The sequence below is a fragment of the Acaryochloris marina MBIC11017 genome (genome assembly GCF_000018105.1).
GTDB lineage: Bacteria > Cyanobacteriota > Cyanobacteriia > Thermosynechococcales > Thermosynechococcaceae > Acaryochloris > Acaryochloris marina.
Genome location: NC_009925.1, coordinates 5,442,738 through 5,460,606 on the forward strand (window position 1 = coordinate 5,442,738; position 17,869 = coordinate 5,460,606).

Below are 17,869 nucleotides of genomic sequence, written 5' to 3' on the forward strand. Positions count from 1 at the left end.
TATTTGGACCATTAAGTTCCTGAGGTAATGAGCTTGATTCCTAAACCTAATTAGCCTTCACTTCTTTTGTCACTACTCACTCGCGATCGCGTTTTGTGTAGGGGAGTTCGTCATTATGGTAATCCATAGCCCATCAACATCAGCATCTATGCAGGCAGGGAATCTACCCGATCCAAGGGTAAGTTCTTCTGCCTATGTTCACTCATTTGCAAAAGTAATGGGTGATGTTCACGTGGGCGCAAATGCACTGATTGCGCCTGGAAGTACGATTCAGGCCGATCAAGGACTTCCCTTTCACATCGGCGACAACGTTAATATCCAAGATGGAGCAGTCATCCACGCCATTGAACCAGGGCAAGTTCGCGGTAAGGATGGCCAGAATTATGCCGTTTGGATTGGCAATAACAGTTGCGTCACCCATATGGCCCTTATACATGGGCCTGCCTTTATCGGTGACAACTGTTTTATTGGCTTTCGCTCGACAGTCTTTAACGCCAAGGTGGGTGATAACTGCGTGATTATGATGCACGCGTTAATTCAGGGAGTAGAAATTCCACCTGGCAAGTATGTGCCTTCTGGTGCCGTAATTACGAAACAAGAGCAGGCCAATCTTCTACCTGATGTATTGGAAAGCGATCGCAAATTCACTCAGCAAATCATTCATGTAAATGAGGCCCTAAAAAGTGAAATTTCTGGGGCTAGCACTAAAACCTCTATTCGACCGGCCCGAGCCAACATCGGCCATTCTCAATCACACCGTTTTACTACTGATACCAAGCCAATGAACCATACCACCCTAGATGCTGCAATTGTGAGTCAAGTTCGGTCACTCCTGGCACAAGGATATCGAATTGGCAGTGAACATGCCGACAAACGCCGCTTCCAAACCAGCTCTTGGCAAAGCTGTCCATCCATTACTAGTACCAATGAATCGCAAGTATTGGCTGGGATAGAATCTTGCATGTCGGAGCATCAAGGGGAATATGTCCGGTTAATTGGGATTGATACCCAAGCCAGACAGCGGGTGCTGGAAACCATTATTCAACGTCCAGATGGTCCGGTGAAATCGGCCTCTATCAGTTCTGTGACGAAGACGATTAAAAATTACACCACTAGCCATATCAGCAGCAGCGGCAACATTGATGCAGAAACCATTGCCCATGTGCGCTCCCTCCTAGGTCAAGGCTACCGGATTGGCACCGAACATGCCGATGCTCGTCGTTTTCAAACGAGCTCTTGGCAAAGCTGCTCCCCCATTGCCTCGCAGCAGGAATCCCAAGTGGTTGCAGCATTGGAAGCTTGTATCGTTGAGCATCAAGGGGAATATGTCCGCATGCTGGGCATTGATACCCAAGCCAAGCAAAGGGTGTTTGAAGCAATTATTCAACGTCCTAGCGACAAGCCTAAAGCAGCCCCTAAAGCTTCTCGGCCTGCTTCTACTTCATCCTCAAGCAGCAGTTATGCCAGTCCGAGTTATGCCAGCAGCAGTCCTAATAGTGGGACTAGCACAGGTTTAGGGGCGGATGCCATTGCCCAAGTCCGCTCTCTTCTGGCCCAAGGTTATCGAGTCGGTTATGAGTATGCAGACAAGCGCCGCTTCCAAACCAGTTCCTGGCAAAGCTGCACACCCATCAATTCCCAGCAAGAATCTCAAGTCATTGCCGCTTTAGAAAGCTGTATTGCAGAACATCCCGGCAACTATGTTCGCCTTATCGGGATTGACCCGAAAGCCAAACGCCGAGTCCTAGAAGTCATCATTCAGCGTCCAGATAGCAATAGTAAAGCCAGTCCATCAGCCCCTAAAGCGAGACCGGCAAGCTCCAGCTCTAGCTATTCCAGCAAAGTCGAAAGTAATAGTTCAAGCTACCGTCCTGCCCCTTCGGCTGGCCTAGATGGAACGGTTGTGAATCAGATTCGCTCTCTCTTAGCCCAAGGCTATCGAATTGGCACTGAATATGCAGACAAACGTCGCTTCCAAACCAGTTCCTGGCAAAGCTGCACCCCCATTGCTTCACAGCAAGAATCTCAGGTGATTGCTGGCGTCGAAGCCTGTATGGCCGAACATCCCAATGACTATGTTCGTCTGATTGGCATCGACAAGCGGGCCAAGAGACGGATGTCTGAAACGATTATTCAACGTCCTGGTGGATCAACTGCGACTTCATCATCAGTGAAGACGTCAAGTTCTCGCTCTTATCAAGCGCCGGCGGCTAAAAGCTCTCGAGGACGTGGATTTAGCCCCCGCAATGGTGGTAGCTTAGATGCTGATACCGTAGCGCAAGTGCGATCACTTCTAGCCCAAGGCTACCGAATTAGCACAGAATATGCGGATAAACGTCGGTTCCAAACCAGTTCTTGGCAAAGCTGTCCTCCCATTAAAACCCAGCAAGAATCCCAGGTGATTGCTGCATTAGAATCCTGCATGGCCGACCACCAAAAAGAATATGTCCGCTTAATTGGTATTGATACCAATGCCAAGCGACGCGTCTTAGAATCCGTGATTCAAAAGCCCGTGGCAGCGCACTAGATGCCATGTCACAAAGGTCTTAGTCTGAACGATCTTGTCACTCTTAGCCTAAGAGCCTAAGGTTCATTGCTGATGCAACTTTCCCCCCCGCAACCGGTTAGCACCTCGCAATTTTGTGTGATTGGGGATGTTACGATCCATCCCCACGCCAAAATCGCTCCTGGTGTGATCTTGCAGGCTGCCCCCCAAAGCAAAATTGTGATTGGCGCCAGCGCTTGTATCGGCATCGGAGCTGTTATTCAAGCATTTGACGGAACAATTACCGTTGAGAGTAATGCTGTCCTGGGGGCGGGAGTTTTGGTTCTGGGCAAGGCAACCATTGGTGTAAATGCCTGTATTGGCGATTGCACCACCATCATCAATACCGATATTGTGACCCAACAGGTTATTCCGGAGGGTTCACTTATGGGGGATGCCAGCCGATCGACCATTGACGAGTCTCCAAACAGGTCACCGTTCGATGATTCACTGCCATCCACTCCGGTCAATACAGCTTGGCCCAGTAGTCCTCCACCGATCCCGAATCCTACCCCTGCGAGTCCTCCACAAAGGCAATCCCATGTGATTGGACGAGCCTATGTAACCCAAATGCTGCAGGTTTTATTTGCTCGTAATTCCTCTCCATACCCCTGATGCGAATGGGCTATTGCGGTTATTGTTAAACTGAACGAGACTAACTAGAGGTTTTGGGTTCAACGTCTCCGCCTAGGTATTGATCATCGATATGATTCCTGCATCCAAATTAAAACGGAAACGCAGACCCGATAGCGCCTTGGGTTTGTTGTCTACTCCCAGTTTTCCAGCGATTGTAGGAACTGCAGATGCAATGCTCAAGGCTGCGGAAGTAACCTTGGTGGGCTATGAAAAAATCGGTAGTGGGCTGTGCACAGTGATTGTGCGTGGCAATATTGCGGACGTACGGCTGGCGGTAGAAGAAGGTAGTCGCTTAGCCGAAAAACTTGGGCAAACCGTCTCTAAACTGGTGATTGCCCGCCCCATGCCCAATTTGGAAGCCGTCTTTCCCATCGGTAGTCATCTGGTCGAAATCGCCCAGCAACAACGGGGCTATTCTCGCTTGAGCAACCAATCCATAGGGCTGCTGGAAACCCGAGGCTTCCCCGCCATGGTGGGGGCAGCTGATGCCATGCTCAAATCGGCCAATGTCCAACTCTCGGCCTATGAAACCATTGGCGCAGGACTATGTACCGCCATGGTCCGGGGGTCCGTTGCCAATGTTGCGGTCGCCATTGAAGCAGGCATGTTTGAGGCAGAACGGATCGGCGAGCTTAATTCAGTCATGGTGATTCCTCGGGTGATGGATGATTTGGAAGCCATGCTTCCCGTGGCCAGCTGCTGGATCGAAAAACCCCTACCCCTCCTCTTCTCTAATAAGGTAAAAGAGAAGGAAAAAGAATTGGTTCCTCTAGAGAACCTAGAACAACTCTCCCGGTCGATTGAGCAAGAGCCCGAGACTTGAACTTAGGTCTGAAGCATGAATATTCGTAGGTTTTGGGCAATATAAATCTGTAACTTCAGGCAAGATTATCCCTCAGGAGTCGGGAGAGATTCTGACAGTGAGATTGACAGAAGTCTCCCCCACTACCGATAATTGTTGTTTGTTAAATCGTTGTTTTTTAAATAATCCCTTGGCTAACGTAGTTGTAATTGGTGCTCAGTGGGGCGATGAAGGAAAGGGCAAAATAACCGATTTGCTGAGTCGTTCAGCAGATGTGGTAGTTCGGTATCAAGGCGGAGTGAACGCTGGCCATACCGTCGTCGTTAATGACCAGACCTTTAAGTTACATTTGATTCCTTCCGGCATTCTCTACCCCAACACCGATTGCATCATCGGCTCTGGAACCGTTATTGACCCGAAAGTTCTGATCGAAGAGCTGGATATGTTAGATAAGCTGGGGGTCAGCACCAGCCATCTGTTTATCTCCGAGTCGGCTCATGTGACGATGCCCTATCATCGGATGATAGATCAGGCCTCTGAAGAGCGCCGAGGTGACCATAAGATCGGCACCACGGGCAGAGGGATTGGTCCCACCTATGCTGATAAGTCCGAGCGAACCGGCATCCGTATCCTGGATCTGATGGATCCTGAGGGCATGAAGAAGCAGCTACGGTGGACCGTTAACTATAAAAACGTCATTCTCGAAAAACTCTATAATCTGCCTCATTTAGATCCAGAAGAGGTGATTGCTGAGTATCAAGTCTATGCGGATCGTCTGCGCCCCTTCGTTGCCGACTGTTCCTTAAAAATCTACGATGCCTATCAGCAGCACCGGAATATCCTGTTTGAAGGTGCCCAGGGCACGTTACTCGATTTGGATCATGGCACCTATCCCTATGTAACTTCTTCCAATCCAGTAGCCGGAGGCGCTTGTGTGGGAACAGGGGTTGGCCCCACGATGATTGATCGAGTCATCGGCGTCGCCAAAGCCTATACCACTCGAGTGGGTGAGGGGCCCTTCCCTACCGAACTCCATGATGAGATGGGAGTTGCCCTCTGTGAGCGAGGTGCTGAATTTGGAACAACCACTGGACGGCGGCGGCGCTGCGGCTGGTTTGATGCTGTGATTGGTCGCTATGCCGTTCGCATTAACGGTCTGGACTGTCTAGCGGTAACCAAGCTCGACATCTTAGACGAGGTGGATGAAATTAAAGTTTGCGTGGCCTATGAAATTGATGGCCACGAGTCGAAGGACTTTCCCACTAATGCTCGCCAGTTTTCTCGCTGCAACCCCGTGTATAAAACCCTACCGGGCTGGAAACAATCCACGATTCATTGCCGCACTTTGGAAGACTTACCCCCCAAAGCCCTAGACTACCTGAAGTTTTTAGCTAGCATTGTTGAAGTCCCGATTGCGATTGTGTCATTAGGGGCTGAGCGGGACGAGACCATTATCGTTGAAGATCCCATTCATGGACCGAAGCGAGCCTTGCTCTATTCCAATGGGGAATCCCAAGCCATGTCTGCTTAGGCCGTTTTCCAAAACTAACCTAAGTCATATCGCTTTATTCCCTCTAGACTTTGTAGCTTGCGATCGCAACCCTGATTCTTCCAAACTCTGATTTGGCGTCTAAAGAGTTAGATACCTGAGGTGAATTGCATGGGAGATTGGTATAAAGCTGACCTGGCCTATATTCACGATATTGGCTATGGCGATTTTGCGGACCAAGCGGCGGTCGGCATCTTGACCTGCTTTCAAAGTCATCAGATTGAATCCGGTTTAGTGATTGATTTAGGCTGTGGGAGCGGAATCTGGGCAGATCACCTAATCCAGGCGGGGTATCAAGTTTTAGGGATTGATATTTCTGAGGCCATGATTGGCCTGGCCCGAAGTCGGGTCCCTGACGCAGAATTTCGGGTGGAGTCCTTATTTACGGCCAGTCTTCCAACTTGTCAGGTGGTGACGGTCCTGGGAGAAGGTCTGAATTATTTGTTCGATGCAGAGCACAATGCGTGTCGATTAGGTCCGATCTTCCAGCGAGTCTTTGATGCCCTAGAACCTGGAGGGCTGTTTATCTTTGATCTCGTTGAACCGGGTCAGGTTGAAGCGGGACAAACGAGTCAAGGCTTTCGAGAAGGCGAGGACTGGATTGTCTTAGTGGAAAAACAGGAAGACTTGGAATCAATGATTCTGACCCGGCGGATTATCACGTTTCGCCAAGACGGCACCCTGTATCGACGGGATGAAGAAATCCACCGACAGCAGCTCTATAATGCCAATGAGATAGCGGCACAACTGAAACAGATCGGCTTTCAGGTTCAGATTTCTAATACCTATGGTGAATACGAACTTGCGATCGCACGCAAAGCGATCACAGCCCGCAAACCCTAACCCCCTACTGGGAAGGCTCAATTTGCTTCTTAACCCGCTCTTGATTCAGCAAAGCTAGGGAATGGTTGGGATTCAGACTAAGGGCTTGTTCTAAGCTGGCAAGGGCTTCAGGAAAATTTCCTAAAGCCTTGAGGGCAATCCCTTTCCCGGTCCAATAATCAGCATTTTTTTCGTTAAAGGCAAGGGCTTTATTATAGGCCGTCACCGCCCGACTATAGGAGCGTAACCCCATCAGAGCCAGGGCTTTGTTATACCAAGCGCGATCGGATTTAGCATCCAGAGCCACCGCCTGATCTGCAGCCGATAAGGCCTGACCATAATCTTCCAGCCGCCAATAAGCTGCACTTTGATTAATCCAGATCTCCACTAGCGTCGGCTGCTTCCCCGCATTGGCATCTCCTTTTAATGCCTGGTCGTAAGCCGCAACAGCTTCCTCTAACTTGCCCAGAGTCGTCAGAATCCGGCCCTGGTTAAACCAAGCTAAAGAAGATTGCGGATCGACGTCTACCCCTTGGGCAGCAGCATCCAGGGCTTCATCAAATCGGCCTAGACGCCAGAGAGACAAGGCCCTTGCACTCCAAGAATGGGCATCTTTTGGCGTTAAGGCTAACGCTCGATCAATGGAGGTCAGCGCTTCTTCAAACCGACCCAGACCAATCAGGGCTGTTCCCCGTTGGCTCCAGGCAAACTCTAAACCTGCTTCTCCCCAGTCTCCGTCCCCTTCTTGGAACGCTTTTTCGCAACTGGCTAAGGCCATCTCAAACTGGCGAAGCTGGTTGGCATTGGCACATTGCTGAATCAGAGCCGCTGAAGAGGTCGGGGCCAGGGTAACAGCAAACCCGTGGGAAGCTTGAGCCTGTTGATGTTCTCCCAATTGATCCAGCAAAATCCCTTGCTGAGACCATAGTTGGGAATCCTTAGGCGCAAAGGCAAGCGCCTTGTCATAACCTTTGAGGGCCTGGTTGTAATCCCCTAATTGTCGGTGTAGTTGAGCAAGTTGGGACCAGCCTATTGCGGGAGAACTGCCTCCCCAATCACTGTCGCCTCGGAGGGCGCGATCGCAGGATTGAAACGCCAAGGAATATTGCTTGAGTGCGGCCAAGACCTGACAGCGATCGGCCCAAGCCCGGCCATCTCGGCTATGAATATGGGTGGCCCAGTCATAAGCAGCCAGGGCTTCCTCTAACCGCTCCAGCTTAAACAGAGCTGCACTCCGGTAATACCAGGCTTGATCTGGTAGCGATTGCCCTCGTTGATCCGCCACTTGGAGGGCCAACTCACAATCCTTAAGCGCGGGCTCATAGTTTTTCAATTTAAAAAGGCTGATACAACGCTTTGCCAAAATCTGGGGCTCATCCGGCTTCAGCTTGAGCACCTGGTTAAAAGCGGCAACGGCATCTGAATGTTTGGCTAGGGCAAATACAATTGTGCTGCGATCTATCCATGTCTGCGGATCGTTGGTATTTAAGGCAATCGCCTGGTCACAGGCTTTCAGAGCGTCTTCATATTGCTTCTGCTGAGTCAGGCTCTGACATAATCCTGCCCAATGATCATAGTCCTGCAGTCCTTCCTGAGCTTTGAGCGGTAGGGGGAGCAGGGCGAAGGCCAACCCCCACAGCAACGGTCCCACAGACCATCTATACCGTCGCAATCGGCAATTCCGATTTCTAGTAACTACTGAGACTCTTTCCCTAAGGACAGGAGTGGGTTGTTCCATCAGGCATTATGGCTCCACACAGATAGGCATCATCAAGGTTTGTGCCCTCAATATTGGCATTCTCCAAATTGGCTTCTGCTAAGTTGGCATTCTTTAAGGTCGCAGCCTTCAAACTAGCTCCTGTCAGATCGGCCCGAAACAGATTGGCTTCCGTCAAATTCGCCCCATCCAAAATACTTTGGGCAAGGTTCGCTTGGGGAAGCTGCGCCCGGAAAAAGTCCACTTGGTTCAAATCCGCTTGGGCTAAATCAGCGGTTTTGAGGTCTAGCTCCCTGCCCCCCTGGTTGACTAGCTCCCACACCTGCCGCCATTTATCCGCCAGAACCGTTTTGATATTGATTTTACTTTTGTGCAGCTTGGCTAGGTTGAGATCGGCACCTTCTAAATTGGCATAGCGTAGATCGGCACCTTCTAAATTGCTATTGGTCAAATTGGCTCGACGAAAGTCCGTATAGCGGAGGCGGGCATTACTAAAATTGGTGGCTCGCAGGTTACTATCCTGCAAATTGACAATAAACAAGTACGCCTGGGACAGATCCGCTTCTTCCAGCTCTGCTCCAACCAAATTAATGCCCACCCAGTGCACACCACTCAGATTTTTGCCCTGTGCTGTAGGGTCTTCCGTCGCAGAAGGTTCTGGAGCAAGTGATTCCGAGGCCTCTTCGGACACAGGGCTTTCAATTTGCTTCTGATTGACAATGGCCCAAGCATTCCGCCATTTCGGATCGATAACAGTAGTGTCATCTAGTTTGGCCTCCCTCAGATCAGCATTCACTAAGTTAGCACCTGTTAAATCCGCCCCAATCAGATTGGCCCCTTTTAGAGACGCGCCTTCTAAGTTGGCGTTAATCAACTGGGTTCCCACTAGGGATGCATTCTGTAATCGAGCCTGGGATAAATTGGCGGTGGTCAAATTAGCCTGATTCAACTGAGCTTTACCTAAGTTGGCCCTCGCTAAATTGGCTTCGGTTAAATTGGCTTGGCTCAAGTTGGCATCGCGGAGTTGAGCATTCTCTAAATTGCTAAGGGTGAGCTGGGCTTGAGATAAGTTAGCTCGGAATAAGATGGCTGCCCCCAGTTGGCTTTTTTCTAAATTGCTGAGGGTAAGTTGGGCACTGGAAAGGTTTGCCTCCCGCAAATCAGCTTGTTTGAGATCCGCCCGAAGGAGATCTGCCCCATCCAACTTTGCGCCTCGCAGATTCGCTTCTTTAAGATTGGCCCCTTTGAGGTTGGCATTCCGAAGATCCGCTCCCCCTAATTTGGCTTTATCCAGCTGACAGTCGGCACATTCACGCGTTTCTTTCAGTTGGTCAACATGATCGCCTTTGGCTGCTTGCACAGGTTGACTCAATAGGGTGAGCGCAACCACTCCATAAACCAATCCAGATGTGACTTTGAGAGTCTGGCTTATCCGCAAAATCCGAACCTCAGATTTTAGGAAAGATCAACTACAGATCATGGCATGTTCACTGGCCGCAAAGGATTAGACAAAGGTCTAGCATCATCAAGAGAAAGACTATATTGGATTAATCATGCGCTAAGAGAATCATGGGTGATCTTTCTGAAACAGAGTGTTCACCCATACGCAGCTTTTGTTTATCTCTTCGCGATAATTTGCGAAAGCCAAGCCCCTGATAGAATTTAGCAACTGAACGATTCGTTAATACGTAAATTGGTGTTGGGTAGTTTTGAAGTAAAGACTGAACTAATGCTGTCCCTAATCCCATTCTTCTCCGCGTATTGTGAATATATAAACTGCCTAAAATTGAATGGCTGCCATGGCTCTTAATAAGGGCACGGCCTACAAAACGTCCCTGCTCTTCGATTACCCAACAATTCTTGGGCAGGTGCTCAGGCTTAGCTAGCGATCTAATCCCCAATGCAATAAATAGACCTAAAAAAGCTAGATAGGCTATAACTATCCAAAGCACATTTATCGGTATTCCTAAGGCACCTAATGCCTGCAAATACATGCCTATAACGACAGCAGAGAATAAATATAGAATTGTACCTGTCCGAAGTTTATAAAATACCAGCATCATTCTCATTGAGACCCAAGATGGCAGTTGATCAGGGCTTTTAGGCATCATCATTAATCTGAGGCGGTCTATATCAGTGGTTTTTATGGGGCGAATGACACAACCAAATGGCAGATTTGATGAGTGATTTGCCATTAATAGCTCTTATACATTCCAATCAAACAATCTACTTTAAAAGAGAATATCCAAATCAAACATCAATTAGTGGGCCATGCAGTAGGTAGGAATCAGAAATCTTTGGGCTTTTGGAGGTAATTTTTGAAAGCGAACTCTCCGAGACCCAATGCGTCTATAGAATTTTGAAGTCCCTAAAGCAGGTGATAAGTAGATAGGCTTCTTCCCTATCTGAATCAGTTTTTTGACGATTGCAGTACCAAGACCTTTGCCTCTCCACTTTGAGCATATGCGTAAACTTCTGATAACTGAGAAAGTTTCATAGTTTTGAAAATAAGCTGAGCCCAAGAAACGATCTTCCTGTTCGATCACCCAATAACGCCAAGGATAGTCCTTAATCCAACCTCTCCCCCCTTGTGCCATGACTATTGCTGTTCCCATAAAAGCAATCAAGAAGCAAGATATTAGATAGATTATTATTGAAACGTTGTCGACATGTATAGTTGCGCCTAGCAATCCTATATGTAAACCGTAAAAAAATACTGCCATACATAATACAAGGACTTGCAAAAATAAAAATATTACGATCCCACTTCTTATTTCAAACAGGGTTATCAAAAAATTTATGGAAACCCAAGAAGGCATAGAAGAAGGACTTTTTGGCATCATTAAAAGTTTGAGGTAATCCTCATCCGTTTTTTGGCAACGCCGAATGACATACCCAGAAGGTAGTTCAGATTGGGACTGGGACATTAATTTACTACTGCACTTTATAGACTTAGTATTGGCCTCAAATATCATCACGCTAAAGTAACTTCTTGATTCTCAACAAGTCTTTTCTTCACCAATAAAATTTTGACGATCTGACTACTTATCCCACAGGTAACAAGCATCCTCAAGCCCCAAGGTGTAAGCACAAGTTGTATTAGTGCTTGTTCGCAGATGCCAAGCACATAGAACAACGTATGATCGATACAAGACAAAGGTTTTAAGCACGAGGCAATTGCATGGCAGCCACGATCGCATTGATCGCTCACGATCGCAAAAAAGATCAAATCGTTGAATTTGCCAAGCAATACCAACCCGTTCTCTGCCGATATCGCATTATTGCCACCGGCACGACCGGACAGCGGATTAAAGACGCCACCAGCCTAGAGGTCGAGAGAATGCTATCGGGACCTATGGGAGGGGATGCCCAAATTTCCACCCAGGTGGCGGAAGGCAAAGTCACCGCTGTTATTTTCCTCGTCGATCCGCTCTATGCCCAACCCCATGAGCCCGACATTCAAGCCCTTCAAAGGATTTGCGCCGTTTATGATATCCCTCTCGCCATCAATGTCGCCACTGCGTCGGCCATCTTAGAGCAACTCCGCCGTACACGAGTCGCCCACCTCATCTTCAATCCCGTGTCTGGACAAGGCAATGCCGACCATGATTTGACCTTGATCGAAGAACTCCTCAGTCCAGCCATGGAACTGGTCGTGCATTTGACTACTCCAGACACCCATCCCAGTGAGTTGGTAGAAGATGCCATGTCAGCCCAAGCCGATCTGATTCTGGCTTCCGGGGGCGATGGCACGATTTCTGCAGTGGCAGGGGCATTGATCGGTAGCGATATTCCTTTGGGGATTATTCCCCGAGGGACTGCCAACGCCTTTGCCGCTGCCCTCAATATTTCGCAGGGATTTATGCCGATTCGAAGTGCCTGCAACATTATTGTCCAAGGCAAGACTTGGGTGGTCGATGTAGCGAAATGCAACGATCGGCCGATGATTCTGTTAGCGGGGATCGGTCTAGAAGCAGAAGTGATTGAGCGAGCGGACCGAGAAGCCAAAAATCGCTGGGGTGCTTTTGCCTACATTATGGAAGGTATTAAACAGTTCAATCAGCAGGAGCTTTTTGAAACAGAGATTGAAGTGGAAGGCGTAATCAAAACTTTTAATGCTGGTGCTGTCACGATTGCCAACGCCGCACCCCCGACTTCAGTAATGGCTCAAGGGGCAGGGATCGTCGATGCCAGTGATGGACTGTTAGATATCACCATTGGTGCACCAAAAAATGATTTGGAAGCCGTCGGGGCGATGGTGAACTTAGTGGGGGCTGCCTTGATGCGCCACCCCACCAATCGGGAAGACATTATCAATCTACAAACCCGTCGAGTCAAAGTGAAAACCCACCCACCCCAAAAGGTTGTCGTGGATGGGGAAATGGTGGGAACTACCCCCATCGAAGTGGAATGCATTCCTCGGGGGTTGGTTGTGTTTGCACCTGAGTCAGCAGATTTACATCAGGAAGCCCCTGAAACTGAGGCTTAATTGAATTGAAAGGCATACAGGCTAACGGAAAAACCCTTTATCGCCATGATGAAACTTATGCTCGTGGTGGTCATGATGCTTGTCGTGGTGCTTTTTCTTCAATACTTTGAACTTCTTGAAGCCAAAACTAGGAGAGCGATGGAAGCGGCGAAAACGACGACGGCCATGATGCCGACGGAAGCGACGACGACCGTGAAATCCGTGGCGACGGTGGCCGAATTTTCTAAATTTTACGGAGACCACTTCTGGCTCTTGTTGATCGGTGAATAAACCAATCTCAGCAGCTGTCGCTTCGCTGATACCAACCGTGAGAACGGATAAGCTGAGTAATGCAGTGGAGAGTATACGTTTCGGAGTCATCTTTCGTGCCTCGCTTTTCATTAATTTCAATCTAAAGCGGGAATCTGAGAAGAAGCTGATGAGTCTCTGAGGTAAGGTGATCAGATTGCTGAAGATTATCAACCATTATGAGAACGCTTCCTTTTGCCAGCATTCACCCTCTCGGGGGCGACTAATTCGTTAAGCTGAAGACTCTTTTATTCCCACTGTCTCCTTAGGTTTTGCATGAGATTGCGACATAAATTGTCTAAGCAACGGACTGATCAACATCCGCCACAGATTCATCCGCTGCTTCGCCCCCACTGGCCCTTTGACCCAAGTAAGCTGCCTTTTTTTTATGGCTGGGCGATTTTAGCAGCCTGCACTATCGGAATCATCATGAGTATTCCGGGTCAAACCATGGGAGTGAGCGTCTTTACAGACTATTTGATTGAGGCGACAGGGGTATCGCGGCTGCAGCTCAGTAATGCCTATCTGATTGGCACGGTGACCAGCGGACTGCTGTTGCCCTTTGGAGGTGTATTTCTCGATCGGTTTGGAACGCGCCTGTCGGTGGTGTTGGCTTCAGTATGGTTGGGACTGACATTGGGATATATGAGTGTGTGCGATCGCATCGCCGTATCCCTTAGTCAAAACTTCAACTTACCTACCTCCAGCTATGTGGCCTTCGGCTTGTTAGTACTGGGTTTCACCAGCCTGAGATTCAGCGGTCAAGGCATGCTCACCATGTCCAGTCGCAACACATTGGGAAAATGGTTTGATAAACGACGGGGACTGGCCTCTGGCATTGCCGGGGTATTTATCTCTTTTGGGTTCGCCGCTACCCCCACTATCGTCAACGCTTGGATTGAAGCGACTACTTGGCGATGGGCCTGGGTGAGTATGGGGCTAATCGTAAGCATAGGCATGGGCAGCTTAGGCTGGATCTTCTATCGCGATAACCCTGAAGAATGTGGCTTACAGATGGACGGCAAAATTTCATCTGCAGGCTCAAATCAATCTCCAACCGATCCAGACACTCGCACTGATTTCACTCGGGGTGAGGCCCTTCGTACGCCAGCTTTTTGGGCCGTCACCTTAGCACTGTCTTGCCAGGCATTAGCGATCACAGGGATTACCTTTCATATCGTTGATCTGGGGGCAGAAGTTGGATTAACCAAGGCTGAAGCAGTAGCCCTATTTATACCGATGGCATTGGTATCGACCATGATGGGGTCTTTGATGGGGTTTGCCGCCGATCGAATTCGGCTGCAATTTCTGTTTATGGGCATGATGACGGCCCTGGGTGTTGGAATTGCCAGTATGGCTAATTTAGATATTGTGGCTTTACGCGGCCTAGCAATTGCGGGATTGGGCAGTAGTGGGGGGTGCTTTGGCACCTTATCGGCTGTGGCCTTGCCTCGTTTCTTTGGCCGAACTCATTTGGGTGCCATTTCAGGGGTACAGATGATGAGTATCGTCTTTGCCAGTGCGATTGGTCCTTCTTGGATGGCACTCTTCAAGGACGTTGCGGGATCCTACAAAATGGGCCTCTATTGCTTCTGTATTCTTCCACCCATTATTCTGCTGCTGAATTGGATAGCCCCAAATCCACAATTGCAAACTCATCTGCCATCCTCCAATTCGAGGTAAATTTTCTATTTCCTCTTAATACAAGATGAGATAGAGTCAAAAACAACGAAGATAAAGCATTCCATATGGAATCAATATCTACCCTAAAAAGAGCACCCCAAAAGACATCCAGGTGTTTTGTCCAACACTAAATCCATCATCCCTTCCATAAACTAAGAATCACTCATTATCGCGATAGTATTCCAATACTTTAGACCTTCAACAATCCAAGATCCCTGTGTTTTATTACAACATAAAGTGAATATTTTCCGAGTTGCAAATAGGCCTAGGACAGGCTTAAGAATCTCTAGTCGATAGTCTGGTTCACCTTGGGTATCATCCATCGTCAAAAAAGACTGGTTTTCTCCCTTAACCTTAAATCTCTTGTGAGGTTTATAGCGGTGTTCACGATATCGGAAAAGCGCATATTTGGTAGTGAGTACAAGAGAATCAGGATGCAAATCAATCTGTAGCACTTGGCTGTTCACATTTAGTAATAAGCAACCTAATCCAAAGGGGAACAAACACCCTATCAAACTCCACTGATAGCCATCTGGCATTCTCGTCAGAATATTAACAACTAAAAACAGGCTTAAGCCGACACAAGCATATCCCATCAAATTGGCCAAATAGTCTCCCAGTGGAGTGCGTTGACGTAATAATAAGCAACTAATATTCTCACCATCTTTGATAATCAGTTTACGATCCTCTTCATGAAAGACCCCCAATTCTTCGCTTGGTTTTCTCCACCGCCAAGGATCAGTATTATCAGAAGAGTACTCAGTATATTTAACCTTTTTATAGGTCGCACGGTAGGAGAAATAATTACTTATCCCAGCTATGATGGCTCCAACAGTCCCTAAGATATAAATGATATCTAGCATATTTCATTTTTAGATACTATTTTTAGTTATAGTCATGAGCTTATGTTTGCCATTTCACACTAGATAAATCCTGCAATCTCACTCCACCATGATTATCAGTAACAACCAGTTGAACGATACCTTTTTGGTTTTCAGAATTTAAAACAGTACATTTAATAAGATCACCTTGATAGGCAATGATATCTGTTGAACCGCAATCAGGTTTAACAGATATCGACTCTGAAGAATTAAACTCTTCTTTAATTATTTGCTCCAGCTTAATAGACGATAGCAAACCAGTTTTAACTTCCCAACTAACCTGATCTGCATCAGCATCTACAACAGCAGAAATTTTTATTTTCTTACCATCAACAGTCTCAAGATCACAAGAGAAACCGTTATCATCCTTATACTCAACATCTTCTGGACAAGCAACGAATTTCACTTCTATCCCTGTATCTGCTAAGAAGTATGATGCAATATCTGCTTCCACTACATCTGCATCCACGGTTGAGTTACAAGCTGACAAAAGGCTCAATACACTCAGAAACAAAAATGTTTTTAGAGTTGAATTCTTTCGTGTTTTATAGAACATTATTCATATATCCAAATATATTATCTGATATCAATTGAACAAAAATGCATCTGATTGTTGAAGCAATGACTTTACTTCCTCAATAGGCAATCAGGTATTAGTCGATCAAGAGGCTACATAAGACTGAGATCTTTTATCTGAATAGATTTATAAAAACTCACAAAAAAATCTTAAATGCTTATAAGAAAAAGTTTATGAAGTTATTATTTTTGTACAGTTATCAGTGCCATCAATCATCCATTAGTTAGTTTTGACTTTATACATTAGAATGAGTATTTTTACCGAACCCCTATCAGAGATCACTAAGAGGCTGTTTGAAAAGGTCAGTCAGTAGTCTACAACCCTTGATATCTCGCTAGTAGACAGAGCATGAAATACATATTTTTCGTGGTAGACAGGTCTTTTTAAACAGTCTCTGAACCAAGTAGAAATATATTGGTCAATATTTTTTAATTGCTTGAAAAATCTTGTGCTAAATAGACAAGATATTGAAGTTTAAAACTACTGACAAAAATATATATTTTCCTCTAGATACAAAGGAAGAATTCACATCACATCTTTGCCCTTATCCTTCTTTAAGGAAGAATAAGAAAACAATTATTGCAACTTTCCTCATTCTCCTTTGCGAGAATGAGGAAAGTTGTCTATCGACTCAATCGAGCTGGCTCTACCCATTCATCCCAAGAACTATCATAACCATCATAGGTGATGTAATAGACACCACCATCGAATGCTAATATTCTTCCGGGATACCACTTTCCTCTCCACAGAATATAGACTGATTCTCCTACCTGGTAAGCTGCACTATAAAGAACAGGTGTTGCTAATTCTAGCTCAGGATTTGCCTCAACTTGAGTTTCACTCGCACTTACGCTAGGAGAAAATACGCCCAAGGATGCAGTTATTAATAGTAAAAATAATGTGATTCTCTTTTTCACTTGCATAAAAATTTGTCGATCAACTCTATATATAGTGTTCCCCATATACATTTGACTTCAGACAAATAGTATTCAAATAGAAAGAGATTCTATTTTTTTAATTCACTCCTTTAAAATCGAATTTATCATTCAGCAAAAATACAATCCGAGGAATCACCCGAAATTAGATAGTGTAGTTACAGTTTCTTCCTAGAATTGCAATATGAAGAAGTACAAAAATAATATTTTACTAGAGAATAATATAAAGATAATAATGTTTTTTGAAGTTCAACCATAGCTCAGAAGGCAAATATAGGTAAATGTCCCCTACCCAGATCTTCATTTGACCTCAAAAAATAAGACTATCGCTATTGAGATTGTGATTGGCCTACTGAAGTTAGCTAGTCGTTTACTTAAAAGACCGCCTTGATTCAGCTCCTTAGTTCAAGGGGTAAGGTGAATACCCCAGCTTCGGGCATAAAAGGGAAAACTGTAATGATTGCTTTGAGCGGAATCATCCCATAAATATGTGGATACTGCTCTTCTCCACCTTCACAATTTTCATATCGCACCTCCACATCCAGGCATTGAGGATTGATTTCTATTAAGACTAAATCTTGCCGATTCTGAAACAGACGGTGAGCAACTTCTAGAACTTGATGCTGATCAGAGCAGTGAATAAAGCCTTCATTCGCGAGAGATGAAGCTTTATACACCCCTGCTGCTTGGGCAGCCTGCCAATCGATTGCTTGAGCAATGTGAAAAATCATGGTTTTGAGCCTAGCATCAGTTCTGATGGGGAAGATCATACCCACTTTAAGGATAGATTTGTTCTCCCACAAAGTTAATCCTGATCTATTTCTGATCAAATCTCTCAGTATTCCTACCCTGAAGCCCCTGATTCACTCTGTTCAAAAGATCTGATTAGTCTTTGGGAAAATGATAGATTTTCTGCAATCAAACCGGATTGACCCAGTTCAGACA

At 46.6% G+C, this 17,869-nt stretch carries 16 protein-coding genes; 7 read left to right on the forward strand and 9 right to left on the reverse strand.

The window, feature by feature from the left end:
- The first annotated feature begins 115 nt into the window (after nucleotides 1-115).
- The 5 genes from AM1_RS24375 to AM1_RS24395 all read left to right on the forward strand — a co-directional run bounded on the left by AM1_RS24375 (nucleotide 116) and on the right by AM1_RS24395 (nucleotide 6,375).
- A complete protein-coding gene (locus AM1_RS24375) occupies nucleotides 116-2,527 on the forward strand; it encodes a ribulose bisphosphate carboxylase small subunit (protein ID WP_012165581.1) in 2,412 nt (803 codons plus the stop codon).
- 72 nt (nucleotides 2,528-2,599) lie between these two features.
- Entirely contained in the window at nucleotides 2,600-3,160 is a 561-nt protein-coding gene (locus AM1_RS24380; protein WP_012165582.1) for an acyltransferase, read from the forward strand.
- Nucleotides 3,161-3,251: 91 nt separating this feature from the next.
- Nucleotides 3,252-4,004 carry a BMC domain-containing protein gene (locus tag AM1_RS24385; RefSeq protein ID WP_012165583.1) on the forward strand — a complete coding sequence of 251 codons (753 nt, stop codon included), beginning with the start codon at nucleotides 3,252-3,254 and terminating at the stop codon, nucleotides 4,002-4,004.
- Between the two features lie 169 nt (nucleotides 4,005-4,173).
- Nucleotides 4,174-5,514 carry an adenylosuccinate synthase gene (locus tag AM1_RS24390; RefSeq protein ID WP_012165584.1) on the forward strand — a complete coding sequence of 447 codons (1,341 nt, stop codon included), beginning with the start codon at nucleotides 4,174-4,176 and terminating at the stop codon, nucleotides 5,512-5,514.
- Between the two features lie 129 nt (nucleotides 5,515-5,643).
- Nucleotides 5,644-6,375, forward strand: a complete 732-nt coding sequence (locus AM1_RS24395) for a class I SAM-dependent DNA methyltransferase (protein WP_012165585.1) — start codon at nucleotides 5,644-5,646, stop codon at nucleotides 6,373-6,375.
- A gap of 4 nt (nucleotides 6,376-6,379) precedes the next feature.
- Here the strand turns inward: AM1_RS24395 and AM1_RS24400 are convergent, their stop codons facing one another.
- The 4 genes from AM1_RS24400 to AM1_RS24415 form a co-directional block, all read right to left on the reverse strand.
- On the reverse strand, nucleotides 6,380-8,092 hold the full coding sequence (locus AM1_RS24400; RefSeq protein WP_238549064.1) for a tetratricopeptide repeat protein: 1,713 nt from the start codon (nucleotides 8,090-8,092) through the stop codon (nucleotides 6,380-6,382).
- Nucleotides 8,067-9,509, reverse strand: a complete 1,443-nt coding sequence (locus AM1_RS24405; protein ID WP_238549065.1) for a pentapeptide repeat-containing protein — start codon at nucleotides 9,507-9,509, stop codon at nucleotides 8,067-8,069. The genes AM1_RS24400 and AM1_RS24405 overlap by 26 nt, the downstream gene beginning before the upstream one ends.
- Before the next feature lie 109 nt (nucleotides 9,510-9,618).
- The gene (locus AM1_RS24410; RefSeq protein ID WP_012165588.1) at nucleotides 9,619-10,266 is read right to left on the reverse strand and encodes a GNAT family N-acetyltransferase; all 648 of its coding nucleotides are present in this window, start codon (nucleotides 10,264-10,266) and stop codon (nucleotides 9,619-9,621) included.
- Between the two features lie 66 nt (nucleotides 10,267-10,332).
- The gene (locus AM1_RS24415; RefSeq protein ID WP_012165589.1) at nucleotides 10,333-10,998 is read right to left on the reverse strand and encodes a GNAT family N-acetyltransferase; all 666 of its coding nucleotides are present in this window, start codon (nucleotides 10,996-10,998) and stop codon (nucleotides 10,333-10,335) included.
- Between the two features lie 254 nt (nucleotides 10,999-11,252).
- On the opposite strand from AM1_RS24415, the gene mgsA reads away from it, so the two are divergent.
- Complete coding sequence (gene mgsA, locus AM1_RS24420) at nucleotides 11,253-12,560, forward strand: methylglyoxal synthase (protein ID WP_012165590.1); 1,308 nt, start codon at nucleotides 11,253-11,255, stop codon at nucleotides 12,558-12,560.
- Nucleotides 12,561-12,581: 21 nt separating this feature from the next.
- Here mgsA and AM1_RS41205 read toward each other — a convergent pair whose 3' ends face one another.
- Nucleotides 12,582-12,920 (reverse strand): hypothetical protein, encoded by a 339-nt coding sequence (locus tag AM1_RS41205; protein WP_148215817.1) that lies wholly within the window; start codon nucleotides 12,918-12,920, stop codon nucleotides 12,582-12,584.
- Nucleotides 12,921-13,124: 204 nt separating this feature from the next.
- Between AM1_RS41205 and AM1_RS24430 the strand changes: the two genes are divergently transcribed.
- Nucleotides 13,125-14,531, forward strand: a complete 1,407-nt coding sequence (locus tag AM1_RS24430) for an MFS transporter (protein ID WP_148215818.1) — start codon at nucleotides 13,125-13,127, stop codon at nucleotides 14,529-14,531.
- Nucleotides 14,532-14,683: 152 nt separating this feature from the next.
- Here the strand turns inward: AM1_RS24430 and AM1_RS24435 are convergent, their stop codons facing one another.
- The 4 genes from AM1_RS24435 to AM1_RS24450 form a co-directional block, all read right to left on the reverse strand.
- Nucleotides 14,684-15,394, reverse strand: a complete 711-nt coding sequence (locus tag AM1_RS24435) for a hypothetical protein (protein WP_012165593.1) — start codon at nucleotides 15,392-15,394, stop codon at nucleotides 14,684-14,686.
- A gap of 40 nt (nucleotides 15,395-15,434) precedes the next feature.
- Nucleotides 15,435-15,968 carry a DUF4333 domain-containing protein gene (locus AM1_RS24440; RefSeq protein WP_041660439.1) on the reverse strand — a complete coding sequence of 178 codons (534 nt, stop codon included), beginning with the start codon at nucleotides 15,966-15,968 and terminating at the stop codon, nucleotides 15,435-15,437.
- A gap of 644 nt (nucleotides 15,969-16,612) precedes the next feature.
- Nucleotides 16,613-16,912, reverse strand: coding sequence for a Tudor-knot domain-containing protein (locus AM1_RS39955; protein WP_012165595.1), 300 nt, complete (start codon nucleotides 16,910-16,912; stop codon nucleotides 16,613-16,615).
- Between the two features lie 404 nt (nucleotides 16,913-17,316).
- The gene (locus tag AM1_RS24450) at nucleotides 17,317-17,655 is read right to left on the reverse strand and encodes a DUF952 domain-containing protein (RefSeq protein ID WP_041661037.1); all 339 of its coding nucleotides are present in this window, start codon (nucleotides 17,653-17,655) and stop codon (nucleotides 17,317-17,319) included.
- Nucleotides 17,656-17,869 lie beyond the last annotated feature (214 nt).